26 protein-coding genes are annotated in these 17,626 nt (G+C 66.8%); 13 read left to right on the forward strand and 13 right to left on the reverse strand.

Annotated elements, in window-relative coordinates:
* Position 1 precedes the first annotated feature (1 nt).
* From J2126_RS03280 to J2126_RS03300, 5 genes are all read right to left on the reverse strand, one after another.
* Positions 2 to 598 (reverse strand): hypothetical protein, encoded by a 597-nt coding sequence (locus J2126_RS03280; RefSeq protein ID WP_209483902.1) that lies wholly within the window; start codon positions 596 to 598, stop codon positions 2 to 4.
* Between the two features lie 186 nt (positions 599 to 784).
* Positions 785 to 1,537, reverse strand: a complete 753-nt coding sequence (locus J2126_RS03285) for a phage tail protein (protein WP_209483904.1) — start codon at positions 1,535 to 1,537, stop codon at positions 785 to 787.
* Positions 1,537 to 1,728 (reverse strand): hypothetical protein, encoded by a 192-nt coding sequence (locus J2126_RS03290; protein WP_209483906.1) that lies wholly within the window; start codon positions 1,726 to 1,728, stop codon positions 1,537 to 1,539. The genes J2126_RS03285 and J2126_RS03290 overlap by 1 nt, the downstream gene beginning before the upstream one ends.
* A gap of 127 nt (positions 1,729 to 1,855) precedes the next feature.
* Positions 1,856 to 2,800 (reverse strand): hypothetical protein, encoded by a 945-nt coding sequence (locus tag J2126_RS03295; protein ID WP_209483908.1) that lies wholly within the window; start codon positions 2,798 to 2,800, stop codon positions 1,856 to 1,858.
* A 361-nt stretch (positions 2,801 to 3,161) separates the two neighbouring features.
* Positions 3,162 to 5,114, reverse strand: a complete 1,953-nt coding sequence (locus J2126_RS03300; protein WP_209483910.1) for a DNA primase family protein — start codon at positions 5,112 to 5,114, stop codon at positions 3,162 to 3,164.
* Between the two features lie 47 nt (positions 5,115 to 5,161).
* Between J2126_RS03300 and J2126_RS03305 the strand changes: the two genes are divergently transcribed.
* Both J2126_RS03305 and J2126_RS03310 read left to right on the forward strand, forming a co-directional pair.
* Positions 5,162 to 5,419 carry a hypothetical protein gene (locus tag J2126_RS03305; protein ID WP_209483912.1) on the forward strand — a complete coding sequence of 86 codons (258 nt, stop codon included), beginning with the start codon at positions 5,162 to 5,164 and terminating at the stop codon, positions 5,417 to 5,419.
* Positions 5,420 to 5,505: 86 nt separating this feature from the next.
* Positions 5,506 to 6,270, forward strand: coding sequence for a hypothetical protein (locus J2126_RS03310; RefSeq protein WP_209483914.1), 765 nt, complete (start codon positions 5,506 to 5,508; stop codon positions 6,268 to 6,270).
* Here the strand turns inward: J2126_RS03310 and J2126_RS03315 are convergent.
* From J2126_RS03315 to J2126_RS03345, 7 genes are all read right to left on the reverse strand, one after another.
* Positions 6,225 to 7,631 carry a DNA methyltransferase gene (locus J2126_RS03315; RefSeq protein ID WP_209483916.1) on the reverse strand — a complete coding sequence of 469 codons (1,407 nt, stop codon included), beginning with the start codon at positions 7,629 to 7,631 and terminating at the stop codon, positions 6,225 to 6,227. The two genes, J2126_RS03310 and J2126_RS03315, sit on opposite strands and share 46 nt — an antisense overlap.
* Before the next feature lie 59 nt (positions 7,632 to 7,690).
* Complete coding sequence (locus tag J2126_RS03320; RefSeq protein WP_209483918.1) at positions 7,691 to 8,359, reverse strand: GcrA family cell cycle regulator; 669 nt, start codon at positions 8,357 to 8,359, stop codon at positions 7,691 to 7,693.
* A complete protein-coding gene (locus tag J2126_RS03325) occupies positions 8,356 to 9,684 on the reverse strand; it encodes a DUF7146 domain-containing protein (RefSeq protein WP_209483920.1) in 1,329 nt (442 codons plus the stop codon). The genes J2126_RS03320 and J2126_RS03325 overlap by 4 nt, the downstream gene beginning before the upstream one ends.
* A gap of 3 nt (positions 9,685 to 9,687) precedes the next feature.
* Positions 9,688 to 10,128: a hypothetical protein gene (locus tag J2126_RS03330; RefSeq protein WP_209483922.1), complete on the reverse strand. Its 441-nt coding sequence runs from the start codon at positions 10,126 to 10,128 to the stop codon at positions 9,688 to 9,690.
* A gap of 523 nt (positions 10,129 to 10,651) precedes the next feature.
* Positions 10,652 to 11,149, reverse strand: a complete 498-nt coding sequence (locus tag J2126_RS03335; RefSeq protein ID WP_209483924.1) for a phage regulatory CII family protein — start codon at positions 11,147 to 11,149, stop codon at positions 10,652 to 10,654.
* A 65-nt stretch (positions 11,150 to 11,214) separates the two neighbouring features.
* Complete coding sequence (locus J2126_RS03340; protein ID WP_209483926.1) at positions 11,215 to 11,772, reverse strand: hypothetical protein; 558 nt, start codon at positions 11,770 to 11,772, stop codon at positions 11,215 to 11,217.
* Positions 11,769 to 12,029 (reverse strand): carph-isopro domain-containing protein, encoded by a 261-nt coding sequence (locus J2126_RS03345; RefSeq protein WP_209483928.1) that lies wholly within the window; start codon positions 12,027 to 12,029, stop codon positions 11,769 to 11,771. Before J2126_RS03345 ends, J2126_RS03340 begins: the two co-directional genes overlap by 4 nt.
* Before the next feature lie 17 nt (positions 12,030 to 12,046).
* Between J2126_RS03345 and J2126_RS03350 the strand changes: the two genes are divergently transcribed.
* Positions 12,047 to 12,727: a LexA family transcriptional regulator gene (locus tag J2126_RS03350; protein WP_209483930.1), complete on the forward strand. Its 681-nt coding sequence runs from the start codon at positions 12,047 to 12,049 to the stop codon at positions 12,725 to 12,727.
* Between the two features lie 8 nt (positions 12,728 to 12,735).
* On the forward strand, positions 12,736 to 13,083 hold the full coding sequence (locus tag J2126_RS03355) for a hypothetical protein (RefSeq protein ID WP_209483932.1): 348 nt from the start codon (positions 12,736 to 12,738) through the stop codon (positions 13,081 to 13,083).
* A 7-nt stretch (positions 13,084 to 13,090) separates the two neighbouring features.
* Here the strand turns inward: J2126_RS03355 and J2126_RS03360 are convergent, their stop codons facing one another.
* Entirely contained in the window at positions 13,091 to 13,630 is a 540-nt protein-coding gene (locus J2126_RS03360) for a hypothetical protein (RefSeq protein ID WP_209483934.1), read from the reverse strand.
* A 138-nt stretch (positions 13,631 to 13,768) separates the two neighbouring features.
* Here J2126_RS03360 and J2126_RS03365 point away from each other — a divergent pair, with 138 nt between their 5' ends.
* The 9 genes from J2126_RS03365 to J2126_RS03405 are packed head-to-tail and all read left to right on the forward strand — an operon-like array spanning position 13,769 to position 17,626.
* Entirely contained in the window at positions 13,769 to 14,140 is a 372-nt protein-coding gene (locus J2126_RS03365; protein WP_209483936.1) for a hypothetical protein, read from the forward strand.
* A 10-nt stretch (positions 14,141 to 14,150) separates the two neighbouring features.
* Positions 14,151 to 14,618, forward strand: a complete 468-nt coding sequence (locus J2126_RS03370) for a hypothetical protein (protein ID WP_209483938.1) — start codon at positions 14,151 to 14,153, stop codon at positions 14,616 to 14,618.
* Entirely contained in the window at positions 14,618 to 14,962 is a 345-nt protein-coding gene (locus tag J2126_RS03375; RefSeq protein WP_209483940.1) for a hypothetical protein, read from the forward strand. The genes J2126_RS03370 and J2126_RS03375 overlap by 1 nt, the downstream gene beginning before the upstream one ends.
* Entirely contained in the window at positions 14,962 to 15,291 is a 330-nt protein-coding gene (locus tag J2126_RS03380; protein ID WP_209483942.1) for a hypothetical protein, read from the forward strand. Before J2126_RS03375 ends, J2126_RS03380 begins: the two co-directional genes overlap by 1 nt.
* 2 nt (positions 15,292 to 15,293) lie before the next feature.
* A complete protein-coding gene (locus J2126_RS03385; protein ID WP_209483944.1) occupies positions 15,294 to 15,620 on the forward strand; it encodes a hypothetical protein in 327 nt (108 codons plus the stop codon).
* Positions 15,617 to 16,246: an Nmad5 family putative nucleotide modification protein gene (locus J2126_RS03390; RefSeq protein ID WP_209483946.1), complete on the forward strand. Its 630-nt coding sequence runs from the start codon at positions 15,617 to 15,619 to the stop codon at positions 16,244 to 16,246. Before J2126_RS03385 ends, J2126_RS03390 begins: the two co-directional genes overlap by 4 nt.
* Complete coding sequence (locus J2126_RS03395) at positions 16,243 to 16,587, forward strand: hypothetical protein (protein ID WP_209483948.1); 345 nt, start codon at positions 16,243 to 16,245, stop codon at positions 16,585 to 16,587. The genes J2126_RS03390 and J2126_RS03395 overlap by 4 nt, the downstream gene beginning before the upstream one ends.
* Positions 16,584 to 17,264 (forward strand): hypothetical protein, encoded by a 681-nt coding sequence (locus tag J2126_RS03400; RefSeq protein WP_209483949.1) that lies wholly within the window; start codon positions 16,584 to 16,586, stop codon positions 17,262 to 17,264. Before J2126_RS03395 ends, J2126_RS03400 begins: the two co-directional genes overlap by 4 nt.
* A gap of 14 nt (positions 17,265 to 17,278) precedes the next feature.
* Positions 17,279 to 17,626, forward strand: a complete 348-nt coding sequence (locus J2126_RS03405) for a hypothetical protein (RefSeq protein ID WP_209483951.1) — start codon at positions 17,279 to 17,281, stop codon at positions 17,624 to 17,626.

Here is a 17,626-nt window from a genome sequence, read left to right on the forward strand (position 1 = left end):
GTCATGCCGGCGCGGGTTCGGCCGGCTCCTCCTGGTCGGCCCGGCGCATCTCCTCGAGGCGGTCGCGCAGCTCGGCGTTGAAGCGGTCGAGCCCGCGGCGGGCGAATTGCTTGAGGGCGAGCCGCACCTGGCGCTCGTCCCATCCGTACTTGAGGGCGAAGGCGGCGGCGTCAGTCTCGACGGCCTGCTCGAAGGCGCTCTGCATCAGGGCGACGGCGTCGCGGCCTGCGCGGTCCACCTCGCCCACGGGCGCCAGCTGCTTGCGCTCCTTAGCCAGGGCGATCTCGCGGAGCTCCGCGTCGGCCATCATCTTGCGGGCCGCGCCGTCCGTCTGCGTCCCGACGAAGCGGCGGGATTGAGGTGCGGCGGTCGTGGCGGGGGCCGGGGCAGAGGGCGGCGGAGTCCGCAGGCGGATGTTCTCGCCGCGGTGCGCGACCAGCGCAAGGAAGTCCACGAGGTTGGACTTGCCGGCCCGGCGCAGCGGCAGCGCCTCCGCATGCTGCTTCAGGTAGCGCGACAGGGTGGACCTATCGACCGGATCGCCCGCGTCCGAGAGGCGCTGGGCGGCCTCGGTGATGGAAATCCACTCCTCGCTCATGTGCAGCACCCGTGCAGAACGCACGCGTTCACGTGTGTCGCGTGTACCGGTTTTTCCCCGCCCTACTGGCAACATCTCGGGAGGCTGCGGCCCCGTGGAGGGCGGGTGTGGCGGAACGGTCCCTACCGGGGGAGGGGGGGGTGTGGCATGAGGGCCACGCCCCTGCCCTGCCCCGCCCTGCCTCGGTCAGCGGCCGAAGATCCGGCCGAGTTCGTGCTCCAGCCGCTTCGGGAGTTCGGCCTCCACCGCGCGGTTGAACGCAGCGAGGGACTGACCCTTCACCATCTCCACCGGGATGGCAGGACCATAGAGCTTCTGGATGGGGAAGCGCCGTGCGCCCTCGCGCTTGTAGACGTGGCCGCCGTAGCGCCGGACGATGAAAGTCCCGTCGAAGACCTGGCGGCGGCCCCATGGCGCGGCGCTGACGCCCTTTGCCGTCCGTCGCGCACTGAATTCCTTGAGCGAAGTGTAACCGCCCTTGGCCTTGATCTCGGCCTGCAGGCTGCCTGCGCTGGCGCGCCACAGGGACGTGGCGGAACGGATGCGCCCGAACTTCAGGCCCGTCTGCTTGACCAGCGCCCGCGTGATGTCGGTGCGTGCGCGCTCGGCGGTGCGGTTCAGGGCGCGCGCGACGGCCGCAGGCGACAGCTTCTCGGCGCGCTCCAGCATGGCGCGGATGCGGGGCAGCCCCTCCATCCGCACCGAGATCGCAACGGTGCCGGTCAGGGCACCGTATTGGCCACCCCACCCGTATTGGCCGTCGACCCCGTTTCCGCGCAGGATCGCGGCCTTGCCAACAGACGATCGATATCCCCCAAGGGTACCGTTCGGATTGACGACGCGCCCTTCAACCCAGCCCTTGTCGCCAAGTTCGCCGCGCAACACCTCGTTTTGCCGAGCGTTATGCCTCGCCCAGCCTTTGAGCGGACGGCCCGCCATCAGCGTCGCCGGGTCAGCTTGGCGGCGGCGAGGCGTCGCGCTTCCTTGGCGAGGGCGCCGGAGCGCGCATCCTCGGCGAAGGTCCGGCTTGCGGCGGCAAGCTCGCGGCGCGTGGTGGAGAAATCCCCGCGCACGGCGGCGCCGGCGGCGGTGCGGATCTGGCGGGCGCGCTCGCTGCACCGGCAACCCATGCGCGCCTCCCGCAGAATTCACATGACCGCCTCCCGAAGAACGCAGCCAAAGAAAAACCCCGGAAGCGATGCGCTCCGGGGTTTCCTTTTATCCGTGACAAGTGATGCACCAAATTTGCGTCGCAAGTCAAGTCGCAGCACGCTTCTTTTCGCGACGGACCGCGCGCGACTCGGGCAGAGGCCCAGCAGCCCGAAGCAACGACGGAAGAATCCGGTTGCCCTGCTCACGGTCCTCCCACGGTCGGGCGGCGCGGAGCGACGGCAGCACGTGGTGGGCCGATAGCCCCTGCAAGTCGGAAACCAGGCTGGCAAGGCAAGCATGCCAGATCTCATATTCGGCACGGCTCACCACGATATCGACCGGGTCCGGATCGAGAAAAGTCTTCTGGTAGGCATCGGCATAAGGGCGCCGACGGCTGTAGTCGAACCCGTCAACCTCCACCTCATAGCGCGCCGGGGCAAAGGCACCGTCGGATGTCACGGTGATCTTGCGGAACCACGCCGGGCCACGGCCCATCGGATGCATCACCACGGCACGCTCCGGCCGCTCCGCTTCCCAGGGCGGGCACCCACCAAGCAAGGCGTGGCGGATGACGATTCGGGCCGGCGAACGTCGCATTTGCTGCACCTTGCGCACCGCGCCGCTTTCCCCGGGCATCGCATGGGCACTCACCTCGGCGCCTGCCGCGTCAAAGGCCTTGGTCGTGGTGAGCAAGCCGATGCCGCGCGCGATCGCGGCCGGGCCATCCGCGCCCAAATCCCCGAGATCCTCAAGCGGGTTCCACTCTTCCGGCATGGCATAAACGAGCTCGCCCAGCCGCTCGACCGCGTCGAAGACCGCGACCGCATCCGGGTGCGGCTCGCGTTCCATCGCGTCAGGGAAAAGACCGAAGCGGTTGCACATGTCTGGCTCCTGCACGAGAGCCAAAAGCTCGCCCATCTTTTCGACCCCGCCCCACCCGGTGCGGAGGCGGAACACGAACGTCTCATCCCCCTCCGCCGCAGCCTTCGGCAGTTCGTCGCGATAGGCCCAGCGCAGAAGTGCTTCGATATCAACGGTTTTCCGACCCATCCGACATCCTCCTCGCCCGTTATGGGAGGCTAGGGAGGCAAAGGGAGGCTAGCTCCACATCTGACCAAATCCCAGCCACAAGACTAACCAATTGATAAAAAACAATATTCAAAACTCTATGGGAGGCTAGGGAGCCTAGGGAGGCTAGATCTTGTGTTACGCATAGAGAGAGAAGCGAAGATTTTTCCACGCCGTCGAAAAATATTGCGCAACACTCCTCACGCGTACCTGCGGATTACCCTCCCTAGGCTCCCTAGCCTCCCACAGCACCAGCTAACCCATTGATCCCCCGCACCCCCGGCACAGAACCGCCGCCGGCGCGCTAGCCTCCCTAGGCTCCCTAGCCTCCCATGGTCGCGCTTCACTCCCTCGCCGCGCCATAAGTGTAAGGGGTGTGAGAGGGATCGAATTCGCGACGGATGCGGATGCCCGTGTAGAGCGAGACGGAAGCCTTGCCCTTTTCGAAGCCGTAGGACTCGGCCGCCTTCGGCATGCGCCTGTTGAAGGTGTTGCGGCCGAGCGGTGTGAGGTTGCTCTTGGTGCAGTAGGCCGTGAAGGCGCCATAGAGGTCGCCCGCCTCCACCGTGTCCGCAGGGTTGCGCGTCACGTCGACGGCGGCGCGGATGAAGGCGCCGACGATGTCGCTTTCGTCCCGGTATTCTTGCGTGGCCGCCATGATCTTGTCGGGCGGATGCAGCCCGCCGCGGTTCAGATAGTCGATGGCGCCGGCGATCATCCAGTTGAGGATGCCGGGAAGCTCGCGTTGCAGCTTGAGCGGCAGGTTCTTGTCGCGCTCGCCTTCGGGAATCTGCACCTCGAACGGCACCAGCATCACGCGGCGCCAGATGCCGTCGTCATTGCCATAAATGCGCGGCTTGTTGTTGCAGGAGATCACAAGCTTGAAGAACGGATAGACCTCGATGAATTCGTGGTGCAGCCGCCGCACGTTGATGGGCTCGCTGCCGGTGGCATCCTTGATGAAGCTCTCATCGAGTGGCAGCCCTTCCTTCGGCTCCGCCGAACGCACGAAGCGCGCGGCCGGCAGACGGATGAGATCGGGCGTGGCCTCGGAGCCCTTGCGGTTCTGGTCCGTCACCAGGCTCATCACCGGAACCGTGGTGGCATAGTCGCCCATGACGCGCGAGATGATGTCCACGAGGGTGGATTTGCCGTTCTTTCCCCCGCCGTAGAAGATGCAGAAGGCCTGTTCCACCGTGAGCGCCGTGAGGCAATAGCCGGACCAGCGCTGCAGGAAGGCCCGCACCTCATGGTCCGGCATGATCCGGTTGAGGAAGGCCTCGAACACGGGCGCCTGCGCCTCGGGACAGTGATAGGCCGGCGCCACCTTCGTGATGAAATCGGCCCGGGCATGGGGCAGCATGGAAAAGTGCCATGTCACGCGGGTGCGCACGGTGTCCGGATCGGGGCACTCCAGGTCCAGCTCCTCGACCTTGATAAAGCGGATCGTGCCGTTGGCCACGTTGAGAGCGAGGGGATCGGCGTCGAGTGCCGCCAGCGGGCGGCCGAGATAGGGCCGCGCCTCGGTCAGCATGCCATCAAGCTTGCCGGAATTGCCGCTCGATGTGGCGAAGCGCCGGCGCTGCGCCTGGCGCGCCTGAAGGGCTTTCATCGCGACGGCGCCGCGGTTCACGATGGCCTTGACCTTCTCGGCCTCATCGCGCAGCACCCGCGTGCGCTGCTTTTTCTCGGTTTTGGCGATGTCCTCGTCATCGAGGGCGATGATGTCGTGGGGGATCTCCCGCAACCGCTCCAGCGCCACTTCGGCGGCTTCCATGGCCTCCCGCTCGCGCGGCGTGGGCTGGAGCACGAAGGCCTCGAGCGCGATGGCTTCGGCGGTCGGGTGCGCGAAGCGGCGTACCACGTCCTCATCGTTCTCGGGACGCAGCCAGCGCCGTCGGTCCCAATAATGCCAGCCGAGATTCGGCACGAACAGGATGTCCGGCCCGAACCGCGCACGCAGGCGCCGGGAATTGCCGATGTCGTTCAGGGGCTCTCGGGCGCAGGCGTTGAGGATGGCATCGGACGGGTCGAAGCCATCCGGTGCCGGCTCCAAGCCCTCGAAATCACCGTCATCACCGCCGGCGTGCTCCCCTTCCCTCCCCATCTGCGGCGCTGCAGCCGAGGGGGAAGCCGGGGGCCTGTCATCCCAGCTTTCCTCTCGCAAGTCGTCATTGGCGGGAGAAGGAATGGGCGCTCCCCCCTGCACCAGCGCGGCGATGCGCGCGGCGGCCTCGGGCGGCACGACAGGGGCCGATTGGGGAGCGGGCGGGCGCTGTCCGGCAGGTTCGGTCATGCCAGAGCTCCGGAACTGATTCGCCGGGCACCGCGTTGCGAATCGCCATGAAACCCGCCCCATCGCCGCCCGATTGGACCAAACCCCTCGCGAAGCGCCTGCCCCTGAAGTCGGGCGGGGTGCTGGTGACGCTGCGCGATGCCGGAGAGTTCGCGAACGACCGCTGGGGCCGGGTGCGGCAGTCGGCGGCCATCCAGCACACCGTCGAATTGCTCATGGCGGCGGCCGAGACCGGAGACGCGGCTGACATCGCGGCGGCCACGGCACAGATGGAGCACACGCTCGTGAGCCGGCGGGAGATGTAGGGAACACCGGCTAAGACGCGATAGATTTCTGCTCTTTGAATACCCCGGCACATAGCTGTTAAGGTTGCGCTGGGGAGGATCGATTGATGACCGCGAGCAACTGGAATTCAGGGCTGCTGTTAGTAGTCGGCGCAGCATCTGGTATCCTCCTTTGTGCCCTTTTGGGGACACCGGTCGCGGCCATTTTGATTAAGGAAACAAAGCCAGACGCCGGAGACTGGCTCCAATTTTCCGGGGCCATTTTCGGCGGCGCAATCACCTTGATTGCCGCCATATCGGCGTGGATTTCCATACAAAAGCAAATTTCTATTCAGCAGAGCTTTTCTAGTCTTGAGATTCTCGACAAATCCAGACAGAGATTTGAGATAAATTTCTCTGGAACACTTGATGCGATCGACTTTTGTAGCATTATTACGGTAGAATTCTGGCTTGAGGAGGACGATGCTGCTGCTGACGCAATATGCGACTCTATTAAGCGTAAATACAACGTAGATTTCCCAATTTCTGACTTTAATGTTAACTATGTTAAACTCGTATCGCAATGCATACCACGATCCGAAGTATACTATTGCATAAGGCTTGCCGAAATATTTAGTATAATGACTGAGTATCATCCTCAGAAATGGGGGTCTTCTCGCACTGAAGCACTTTCGAAACATATTAATAACATGGCCTCGGCCAGACAAAAGTCTGACGACCTTTTCAAAGAGCTCGTTGCGCGCCGCAAGCAGATACTCCGTGTGATCGAGCTTGCAAGCTCTCGTATTGATGCAGCCATTGATAATATTTCGGGGCATATCGGACCTCACGCCGCTGGCCCATCGAACAACGGTAATGCCGCTTCAACGTAACCGCGGGCCTTGGCCGCCTCGCGCTTGCGTTCGGCGGGGCCGGCGAGGCAGAGGGCCATGCGGCGTCGGATGTCGGCCTGATACTCGGCCTCGCGCTCCACTAGCACGGCGGAAAAGCCCTCGCGCCATGCTGCCTCGCCCGTGGTGCCGGTGCCTGCGAAGGGATCAAGCACCGTGCCGCCGGGCGGCGTCACCAGCCGGCAGAGCCACTGCATGAGGTCCACCGGCTTCACGGTCGGGTGCTTGGAGCCCAGCCGGTCGTCGGCGTCCGCCTTGGCGGAATAGAAGAAGCGGGCGGCCGAGCCGGAGTCGCCATGGGCGATCATGGGCGTATCGGCGGCCCGGCTCTCCCGCCCGAGGGCGTTGCCCTGATAGCCCGCCGCGCTCGCGCGCTTGATGGTGCCGGTGCCGCTGGAGGTCTCGGGAAACGCCGCCAAAACGTCCGGCGAGCCGTCATGCAAGACGTTTGCGGGGAAGCGGCCTAGGTCATTCGCTCTGCCATCGCGCACGCCGCGCAAACCGGTCGGGCCGATCTCGCTGCCGCCGAACCGGCCAACTGGCGCCGGCGTCTTGTCCCCGGCCTCAATCCGGCACCCATCGATATTCAAAGCGCCCGTGCCATGCGCCAGCACATTGGCGGCGACAGTGCCTTCGAGCGGCTTGCGGGCGAGGATGATAGGCTCCCACGCCGGCTTCACCGCCGTGCCCCAGCCCTGCCACTCTGCAGCCTCCGGAGACCCTGGCGCCGTAACATCTACGAAACGAGACTGTCGAAACTCTCCGAGCGCCGCGTAGACCTGCGCGCCGGATTCACCTTTGTGGGTTTTGGTTCGGCCAATGACTTCACGCTCGGCGCCCAACGCCTTGTCGATGCCCTTGGCCGCGTCGTGGCTCTTCGGGAAGCCAGTGCCATAGACCCAGGCGCGCAGCCCCTCGAAGCCCATCAGGTCGACTACGCGCAGGAAGGCGGCAAGCTGCGTGTCGGAGAGCGAATGCACGAAGTCGCACAGGATCGGGTCGAGGCTCATCAATTCGAGCAGCGTGTCGCGCACCTCAAAGCCGGCGTCTTCAATCGCGCACTTGAGCCGGTGATCCGTCCGCGTACCGCCGAACGCGACCACATGCCCGCCCGGCTTGAGCACGCGCAGCGCCTCGGCCCAGAACTCCGCCGCGAACGCAGCTTCGCCCGTGTCCCATTTCTGGCCCATGAAGCCGGCCGAGGCGCGCGCATAGAGCCCATCCCGCCCGTGCTGCGCCGGCGCGGCGTTGGCCCCGCCGAACCTTTTGCGGATAGAGACGAGCGCATAAGGCGGATCGGTCACGATGGCATGGATGCTCGCGTCCGGCAGCGTGCGCAGCACCTCGCGGCTATCGCCGCAATGGAGCGTCACCCGCCCGCCGAGGAATGTTTCCGGGCTCATCACGCGGCCTTTCCGCCGGCGAAGGCGTCCACCAGGTCGACCTCGCGGCGCTTGCTGCTGCGGGCGGGCATGACGTGAACGTCATAGGCAGGCCGTGGCTCGCGGGCGGTGCCGCGCACATAGGCCATGCGATGGTGCGCCGCGCAGTAGCTGGCGCCCTCGCCCGTCCTGTCGCCGCAGACGACCAGCCCCAGCCCATCGCCGCGCAACGGCCAGCGGCAGGAATCGTGGCGCAGATCCGGCGAGGCAAAGAGGAGGCCGAGCGCCGCCTCGGCGGGCACATCCGCCAGCATGGGCATGGGCGGCAGGGCGCCATCCGGCAGGCGCGTGCGTCCGGTGGCTGGCTTCGGAGCGGGCACGGGCAAGGCTGCGGCCCGCCGGGCCGCCCGCTCCTTCTCGCGAGCGATCTTGCGGGTTTCCACCCGCCGCCGGCGGTCCTTTTCAGCCTCGGCCCGCGCCTCCTCGCGCGCCCGCCGCGCCGCTTCGCTTGAGGCGCGCACGGCCTGCACGCCATCCAGGCCGAGCCGCGACAGACGGCCAATGCAGGCATTGCGGGACGTGCCGGGGCGCACTCGCTCGGACAATGTGGCGGCGATGTCGCCGCAGCTCAGGCCGTCCGCCCGCAGCCGGAGCAATTCCGCATCCTGCTTTTGCGTCCACGCGCTCATGCCGCCGCTCCGTGTTCGTTGGCGCCGTTCGCCACGGCCGCTTGCGCGGCCTGCTCGGGCGCGAGGGCTTCGCGTGCCCCGCTCGCCACGGCAGGCGTTCCGCCTGCCTGCTCGGGGAAGAGCCCCAGATCTTCCATGAGCACGTCGTTGAAATCCTTCCCCGGCGGCGCCCAGGCGGTGCGGACGATGCGGCCCGGCGCGGCGTGGCGGGCGCATGCCCGCTCCATCGCCATGCGGGTGAAGAAGGGATCGCTGTCGCCATCCGCCAGCAGCACCAGCTCGGTGCATTCGGCCGGGATGGGCATGGCCAGGCTCTCGAAATCCGGCACCGGGCCGGGCACATGCACGCGCCGCATATGGCCGCGCTTGTCCGCCACGGTGTCGGTGGGATGAACGATGGTTTCCCGCGCCTTGCCGGCGAGGTTGCCGAGATCGGCGGCGCACAGGAAGGCGGTGTCGCGCAGGTCTTCGCCCGCCGCCACCAGCGCCGCCCACACCGAGAGCAGCGTCTCGATGCCCTCGCCCGCATAGACCTTGCGCGCGACCCCGCTCCAGGCCGGCACCAGCACGATGGCGCCGCCGAGCTTCGAGCCGCGCATCTTCTTCGCCGGCAGCACCTCGCCTGTGTCGGGATCGACGATCTCCGCCTTGCCCTTGCGGCGGGCGAGATCGATCCACGTCATGTGCAGCCCGCGAAACCGCCCATCCGGCCCGGTGATGGCGGCCACCAGCGCCGGCCCGCGATGCAGCACGCGCGAATAGGAGCGCCCATCCACCTCCTCATGGCCGTGGCAGAAGGCGAAATCCGCCTTGAAGCGCAGATCGCGCGAGCGCGGGTCGGGAATGCCGCGGCGAGCGAGATAGGCTTCGGCCGGCGTGCCGGCGATGGGCATGGAGGCGCCCCACAAGGCATAGACCTTGCGCCGCTCGGCCTCGCGGTAGCGGTTGTTTTCGGCTTCCTGCCTCGCGGCCCGGGCGCGGCGCTGCTCCTCGCGGGCGGCAAGCTCTTCCGGCGTGGCGCGGGTGCCCTCGCCGCGCGGCGGCGGGCGGCCGGTGAGCGTCTCGCAGGCGGCGAGGAAGTCCGCCCCGTCGAGATATTGCACAAGGTCGATGACATCACCCCCGCGCGCGGCATGCCGGCAGTGCCAGACCCCCTTGCGCATATGGACGGAGAACCGGTCCCGCCCGCCGCACACCGGGCACGGCCCCACCATCTCCGAGCCCGCCCGCTTGAGCGCGACGCCGCGCCGGCCGAGCTCATCCAGCACGCCGACGCCCCGCGCCTGCGCCACCCAATCAGAGAAGGCGGGATCGGAGGGGGTCATGGCTCAGGCCGCCTTGACCACGGCCGGCGCCGAGAGACGGCCCTGGGCCTTGCGCAGGGCATTGAGGCTCACCTTGAGCCGCCCGCAGGTCGTGATCGCCGAGGCCGTGGCACGCTGGAGGGCGTCGATCTCCCCTTCGAGCCCTGCGACCTCCTGCGCGAGGGCCAACGTCGCCGCCGCGATATCCTCCAGCGTGGTGTCCTTCACCAGCGGGCCGAAATCCTTCTCGCGGCGCTCGGCGACGAGGACGGGCGACAGGCCCGCTTCCTTCGCCACCCGCTCGTCATCCCAGCCTTCGGCATAGGCCTTGCGGGCCTTGTCGTAATGGTCGGAGAGCAGGAGATAGAGGTTGACGATGGCATCGCTCGCCGCCGGCGAGGCATGGCCGGCATTCTCGTTTGCGGGCGTAGGCGCAGTCTGCGATGCGGGAAGCTTGGGAGCCATGGTGAAGGCCTTATTTGGTGATGAGTGGGCACTCGCCTTGGTGCGGCAGGCTGGGCAGACATGGCGACCTACGCCCACGACCTTCCAACCACGTTTGGCGCACCACGCCGCCATGGTGTGAGGCGGATACGGGTTGGCCGAAGCGGAGCGCTCATCGACCGCGGGACACTGGCTGCACCGGATTTCCTGCACCTTGCGGGATGCCAGTCCCGGTGCGCGGGCGCGGGTGACGACGGGAAAGTGGTCTTGCATGAGTCCCTCCGGAGATATCTCTGCAAAGAGACTGTCCGCAGATACGTCGGCTGGGGGAGATTTATGTATTAATTCCAGATATGCGCAGTGCGTCGCGGACGAAATCGCGGATCGTACAGATGTCTTTGAGTCAGATAGCTCAACCGACAACAGATTTCCGAAATCGCCCGGGGCAACTAGATCGCGCACATCTCCGCCGACATCTTTGACGCCATCAAGTATCGCACCCTTGATCGTATCAACATCAACCGTCACCAACCGCGCCATCGCCTCAGCCCTCCCCGTCGGCGACGGGCAGGTCGGCGAGGTTGCGGCGGGCGCGGACGAGGATGTCCTGCAGCCGTTCCTTGGCCTTGCGGATGTCCTCGCGCTCGCGGGGCGTCACCTTTCCGTCGGCGAGGGCCGAGCCGTAGGAGACGCCGAGCGCGCTCGCCGCCGCCATCAAGTCCACCATGTCGCGGGTGAGGTCGGTGGTGTCGCCGCCCTCGCCCTCCTCGATGGGCACCAGCTTGTGGCCCGTCATCACCGCCAGGGCGCGGGCGAAGATCGGCTTCTGCGAGGTGTATTCCAGCAGGAATACGACCTCTAGCGGGATCAGATCCTTGTGGGCGTCGCCGCCCCAGCGGCTGATCTGGCCGGGCGAATAGCCCGTCAGCTGCTCCACCCGCTGCGGACCGGTGGAGCCCGGCGCCACCATGGCGGTGACGGCCGCGCGCGTCGTGCTCTTGATGATCGGGATCAGCCCATCGGGCAAAGCGGTAGTGTCCACGAAAAAAGCTCCTGTGCTTTTTCGTTCCGAAAACGGTGTTCTGGTGGGATGGTCAGCCGGTCAGATCACGGCGGAGGCGTTGACCTCCGGGGCACGAGGGGTTCGGGATGTCGAGGCACGGTTTTTCCGGCGACGAGGTCGTTTTCTGCAACATGGTGCAGAACCTGGTCGGGCTGCTGGCCCAGCGCATCGTCGACACGGATCGCGGGGCGCGGGATTTCCTCCGTCCCATCGCCCTGCACTTCCTGCCCGAGGCCTACACCACCATGCCGTCCGGCAGCCCCATGCGCGGCGAGCTCGAAGCCCTGTCCCGACGGATCGGGAAGGTGGCCGGCCTTGAGCACCCAGACTTCAAATGAGGCGGCATCGAGCACGGCGGCGGCGCGAACAACGGCTTCCGCATTGGCCCGGATCAGGCTCGCGGCGGTGATGAGGGCGGAGGACGTGACATGAGACAGCGCAACCGAGATCGGCACGCTCAGCGTCAAACGCCCCTCGCTGATGGAAATGTCCTGCCGCCCGACCAACGCGGCGAGGTCGCAGACCAGACCGCCACGATCCGGCCGGGGCAGATCGTCCATCAGACGCTCCATGCCACCCATCGAGAGATTGCGCACATTCATGCCGCATCCTCCGAGGCCGAGGGGCCGGTGTCGTTGGCGGGGGTGGGCACTTCGCCGGCATGCAGCGTCATCAGGCGTTCGGCCGTAATGCCGGGAATGCCCCGCGCCGCCGCCGCTGCGATCACGGCAGGCCAATAGCGCACGTGGATCGCGCCCCGGCGCTTCATCTCGCTCGCGGCGGACTGGCTCTTGCCGATCACGCGCCCGAAGGCCGTGACCCCGCCGAATGCATCCATGAGGTCGGCAATGGTCATCATGAGGGAGTATCTACACGATGTATGTTGATGCCGTCAACATGACATGTGTTTACACGTTTCGTGATGATCCGCTTATGCGCGAATCAAAGAACGAACGTCTCCGCAAGGCCAGGGCCGACGCCGGGTTTCCCTCGGCGCGCCAGGCGGCGCTGCGCTTCGGCTGGAAGGAATCGACCTACGCCGCCCACGAGAACGGCCAGAACGATTTCGACGACGAGCGCGCCCGCGAATATGCGCGCAAGTTCAAGGTCAAGGCCGCGTGGCTCCTCGGCGTCGACGACAAAGGTGACGAACCGCCGTCCGCGCGCATGGTAAATGTGGTCGGCTATGTAGGCGCCGGCACTGAGGTTCACCTCATCGACGACCATGCGAAAGGCGCGGGCTTGGACGAGGTCCCCGCCCCGCCGGCCGTGAGCCGCGATTGCGTCGCGGTCAAGGTCAAGGGCGATTCCATGGAGCCCCGGTTCTATGAGGGCGAGATCCTCTATTACGACCGGATCTACAACACGCCGGACAGCATCCGCCAGCTCGGCCAGCGCGAATGCGTCGTGGCACTGGAAGACGGACGCATCTTCGTGAAGCGGCTGCAGCCCGGTTCGCGGGCGGGCTTCTGGACCCTGTGGAGCTACAACGCCATGCCTATGACCGACGTGCGCCTGAAATGGGCTGCGCCGGTTGACTGGCGCTATTCGGGATAGGACCAGCCATGCGGATGCTTGCCACTCTCCTTGCCCTCGTGGCGCTCGGCGGCACCGCAGCGGCGGCGAGCCTGACGCAGAAGCAGAAGAACGCCCTTGGCCACATCGCCCAGGCCCAGGCGGCGGCGGACATCTGTCCGAAGCTGGAGACCAACGACCTCGTGATGGCCGTGATCATGCAGGGGTTCGGGCTGGATTTTTCCGACGCGACGGTCAAGGCTGCTTTCCTTGAGAAATACAAGGAACAGATTGCGCCTTGGAAAGGCGTAAATCCCGATGCCGCCTGCGTTGCAGGGCTCCTGCTCTACGGGCCGAATGGAGAAAATGTAAAAGGCTTGGTTCGGCTCAAGCAGTAACGCGGCATTACGACAGTCTGTATTTTTTCTCATCAAGACATGCGTGCATCTTGTTCTCAAGGCTGCGCAGCGAGCGGTGATAGGATAGCTTTTCTGCTTTCGTAATCTCGCCGTCCCGCAGCATCGTCTCAAGGGACGTTTCCACCAGCCATAGACCCCGATGTTTGAAGATGTCCAACATCTCGGCATCGCACGGCGCGCGCAATCCGCCCGGCTCGACCGCAAACCTTTGCGCCATCAAGGGGTCATCCCGGCGCAGGAACTCGTGGGCGGCGGTCGCGAACTCCCGTTGCTGCTTGGTGAGCGGCACCCGCATGAAGGCTGAGACGGCCCTGCGCCCAGCGGCGTTCTGGCGCCGCCTGATATCGTCCTGCAATTCGTTCAGGAAGTCCGCCACCTCATCATCGGGCGACCTCAACCGCGGCCATTCCTGCGCCGATGCCTGCGGGGCGGCAACCCGCGAACCACGAGACATCCATCGCCGAGCGATCAGAATCGCGGCGAAAAGCAGCCCCACGATAACGAGGACAACACCACCCCCATCCACGGCCAGCCCCCTTTTCGGGCAAGCTAGGCCGCAGTTTCTACGCCCGTCATGTAGACGCCGAATGAGATCAACACGAACCATGTTGACAGCATCAACACGTATCGTGTAGACGTTGGCTCACCTTCACGGGAGCCACCCATGATCCCCCACCCGGACCAGTTGAACCTCAAGGAGGCCGCAGACGCGCTCGGCACCCTTGCCGGCGTCGACGAGCTCGCCACCAAGCTCTCCCACCAAATCCAGCGCATCGCCCAGCTTGTCGAGTTTCGCTTGCCCGGCGTCGCACAGGCCTTAGTGGAGGAGCCGCAGAGCGAAGCGGCCACCATCGCCCTCGCACGCGTTCAGGTGGAGGCCGCTGACAGGGCCGCCGAGATCTGCGCCGCTATCGAGTTGCTGACCGCCCGTCTGGCCAAGGCCGGCCCGGCGCTCCATCAGGTGCTCGATGCGGCCGAGGAAGCCGAGTTCGAAGCGCAGAAGGCCGCGGCCATTGCCGCCGGCTTTGACTCTTGAAGTCCGCGCAATGACCGCGCCCCTCTCCAATTCCAACCCCCGCGCCGTCTTCCCGGCGCCCTGCCCCTTCGGGCCCGGCGACATCGTGCGCTGCGTGAACCTCGCCGGCTCCGGCGCGCCGCTGCCGCTTACCGTCGGCAACATCTACACCGTCGCCGCCGTCAAGGAGGCCGAAAGCCTCGACGCCGCCCTCGGGCAGGAAGCGCCGCTCGTCTATCTCCGCGGTTACGAACGGTCGTTCCTCGCGGTGCGCTTCGAGCTCGTCATCAAGGCCCCGGCCAATGACCAGCCGTGCGAGGCCGTCGCCATTCCCGCCCGCATGGCGCGGGTGTTCCGCGAATGCTTCGAGGCCCACGGCGCCTGCGACGTGCACGACCTCGCCCGCGCCGGCTTCACCGCCGCGCAGATCACCGAATATGCCGACGAGGCCCGCCGCATCGCCGGCCCCGTCGACCCCGACTGCGGCGAGGTGGCGTGATGCTCGGCATCGGCTCCGCCCTTTCCGCGCTCGCCGCGCGCTTCAACGGGCTCTCCGGGCCCGAAGTGAAGGCCATGGTGCGGGCCGCCGCCGAGAGCCGCACGCGCACAACGGTTTTGCGCGGCGGCGGCGCAGGCGGTGGCGGCCCCAAGATGCGCCGGGCGGTCTATCACGACCGCTCCCGCTACACCGGCGCCATGCTGCGCGCCATCCGCGCCGAGCGCGGCTGCGGCCGCCCGCCCAAGGTGCTCGCCGCCCGGCGGGCCAGGCGCGAGATGCTGGCGGAGCTTCGCGCGGAGGCTGATCTGCGCGCCGCCCACACCAGTCACAAGGCGGGCGCCTGATGGGCCGCCTCCTCCCCTTCTCCCTTCCCAAGCGGCGGTCGCGGGGCCGCGCGCGGGAGGCATCGGCGGAAACGCACGCCGATGCCGTGGCGGCGCCGGCCGAAGCCATCGCCCCCGGTCCGGCCGGTGCCGCCACTTATTTTGAGCTGAAGGCCGAGCGCGCCGCGCGCATGGCCCCGGCCCGCGCCCGCACCGGCTCCGACCTCATCGGCGCGGCCGGCGCCCTCGCCACGGCGGCAAGTGTGCTCACGCTCACCGCCGCCTGTCTGCCCGCCAGCCTCGCCCTCGCCTTCATGGTGCGGGTGGGGCGCCAGCCAAAGGGGAGGTGACGATGGGCACACTCATCACCTGGTGCCCGGGCGGCACCGGCCCCGGCGCGATTGCCAAGGTGGTGTGGGGCATCTCGCAGGGGCTACTCGAGGCCGCAACGCTGGGTCATCGCGAAGTGGCCGGCAATCTGGGCATGGCCCTCATCAACATGCGCGTCGGTGAGCCGCGCTGCACCCCGGCGATGGATCGCGTCATCGACCACGCGCTCGCCGCCGCAAACCGCCGCCTCGACGCTGCGCCAGAGGCCGAAACCCCGGCTGCGCCTGTGATCCCCCTGCGCCGCTGGCGCTTTGAACCCATCCAGCCCGACGACGGAGAGGTGGCATGAGCAAGTCCATCCCGCTCACCAACATGATGCGCGACCGGTTCATCACCGACTTGCTCGGCCATCGCTATGCCGACGAGATCGCGGCACTGGAAGGCGAGGCCGCTGCCTTCGCCCTCGCCATCTACAACGACATCTACAAGTCCGCGCAGCGCGCGGCCATGGCGGACCTACCCGCCGGCTGGATGCCCGAAGTCACCAGTGTTGCCATCCAGTTCGGCGACAGCAGCGGCTACACCCGCCTGTCGTTCGACGGCACGCACACCTATCACGGCGAATGGAGCGGCTTGCGCAAGAAGTCGGATGCCAAGCCCGCGACGATGCGCATGGCGCATAAGCACACGACAGGCTGCGCCAAGGTTTATGCGCCGGAGCATCGCTTCACCGCCACGTTCCGGAGCATCGAAGAGCGCAAGAAAGATCTGGCCGAGCGGGTGCGGGACTCCCGCACGCAGATCAAGGCCGTGGTCTATGCGGTCTCCTCCACCAAGATGCTGCGCGATCGCTGGCCGGAGGCCTCCGCTTTCGTTGCCCGCCTTGAGCGGGACGTGCCGCCGCGCCTGCCGTCGGTGCCTCTGTCGAGCCTGAACGCCAGCCTCGGCCTGCCGCCGGCGGAGGTGCGGCCATGAGCGCGCCCGATCTCACCCCGGAAGAAGCCGACGCCCTGAAAAGCATGGGCATCGATGTGATCCGCGCCATGAACGTGGCGATGCAGAGCATTCGCACTGCGACCGAGATGCATCCAAGCCTCATGATGCAAGCGTCCATCGCCGATTTCGTGTCCAGCATGGCCGGCGGCTTGGCCGCCCGCGCAGAGTTCATCGCCACGAACGCGGGCTGCAGCCGGAAGGATGTGGTCACGCTCTGCTCGGGCGCCTTCCAGCACGGGCGCAGCCTTGCCTGGGCGCAGGCCGAAGCGGCAGGCGACATCATCCAGACCAACGCCCCCACCACGGGAGCGGCGCAATGAGCGACATCTGGATGCAGACGGGCACCGGCCGCGCGTTCGACCTCATGGCGCCCGCGGCGGAGATGGTGGATCTGGAGCACGACGTGGCCGAGGCCCTCGCCCGCGAGCCGCGTTTCGGCGGGCATGTGCGCTCCGGCCCCTACAGCGTGGCGCAGCACTGCGTGCTCGGCGCCGACGCCATCATCGCCGAGACCGGCTCCATCGAGACGGCCCGCGCCTTCCTGCTGCACGACGCGAAGGAAGCCTACATCAAGGACCAGATGACGCCGCTCAAGCAGGCGTTCGCGGCGCATGTCGGGCTTGTTTTTGCGTCGGAGATCGGCGGCGGCAAGGCGGCGAAGGAGAATGCCCAGCTCACGGGCGAACTCATCTTCCGCCGCGCCCTGGCGGAGTTGGAATTCAAGATCGACGCGGCCATCCACGCCGCCGCCGGCCACCCGTGGCCCCTCCCGCCCGACATTGCCGCGCGCGTCCACCTCTGGGATCTCGCCATGCTCGCCGCCGAGCGGCGCGACATGCTCTGCAAGCCGCCCAAGCCCTGGCACGCCAGCGTCGAACGCGTGCCCCCGCCCCGCCGTCTCGGCCGCATCACGGTGTGGCCGTGGCCTAAGGCCGCCGACGAATGGCGCGCCCGCCTTCACACGCTGTTCCCCCACCTCGCCGCCAACGCGGCCTGAAGGAGCCCGAACCCATGCAACGCATCCGCGATGCGCAGACCATCCTCGGCACGCTGGAAGACGGCGAACTGGCCAAGGAACTGTCGTTTCAGATCACCGACTCGCTGCGCCAGCTCAAGGAGCAGTGCGGCAACCGCCCGAAGGTGAAGGCCAAGGGCAAGGTGACGCTCACCATCAACCTCGAAGTGCAGGATGGGTCGGTCACCATCGACTGCGAGGTGGCGGCCAAGGTGCCGAAGCCGCCCCGCGCATCGACCTTCCTGTGGGTGCTCGAAGACGGCTCCCTCTCCACCGAGCACCCCAAGCAGATGGACATGTTCGGCGGCCCGAAGCCGGTCGCCAGCTCGGCCATCAACGCCTGA

The sequence above is a fragment of the Xanthobacter flavus genome (assembly GCF_017875275.1).
GTDB classification, from domain to species: Bacteria; Pseudomonadota; Alphaproteobacteria; order Rhizobiales; family Xanthobacteraceae; genus Xanthobacter; species Xanthobacter flavus_A.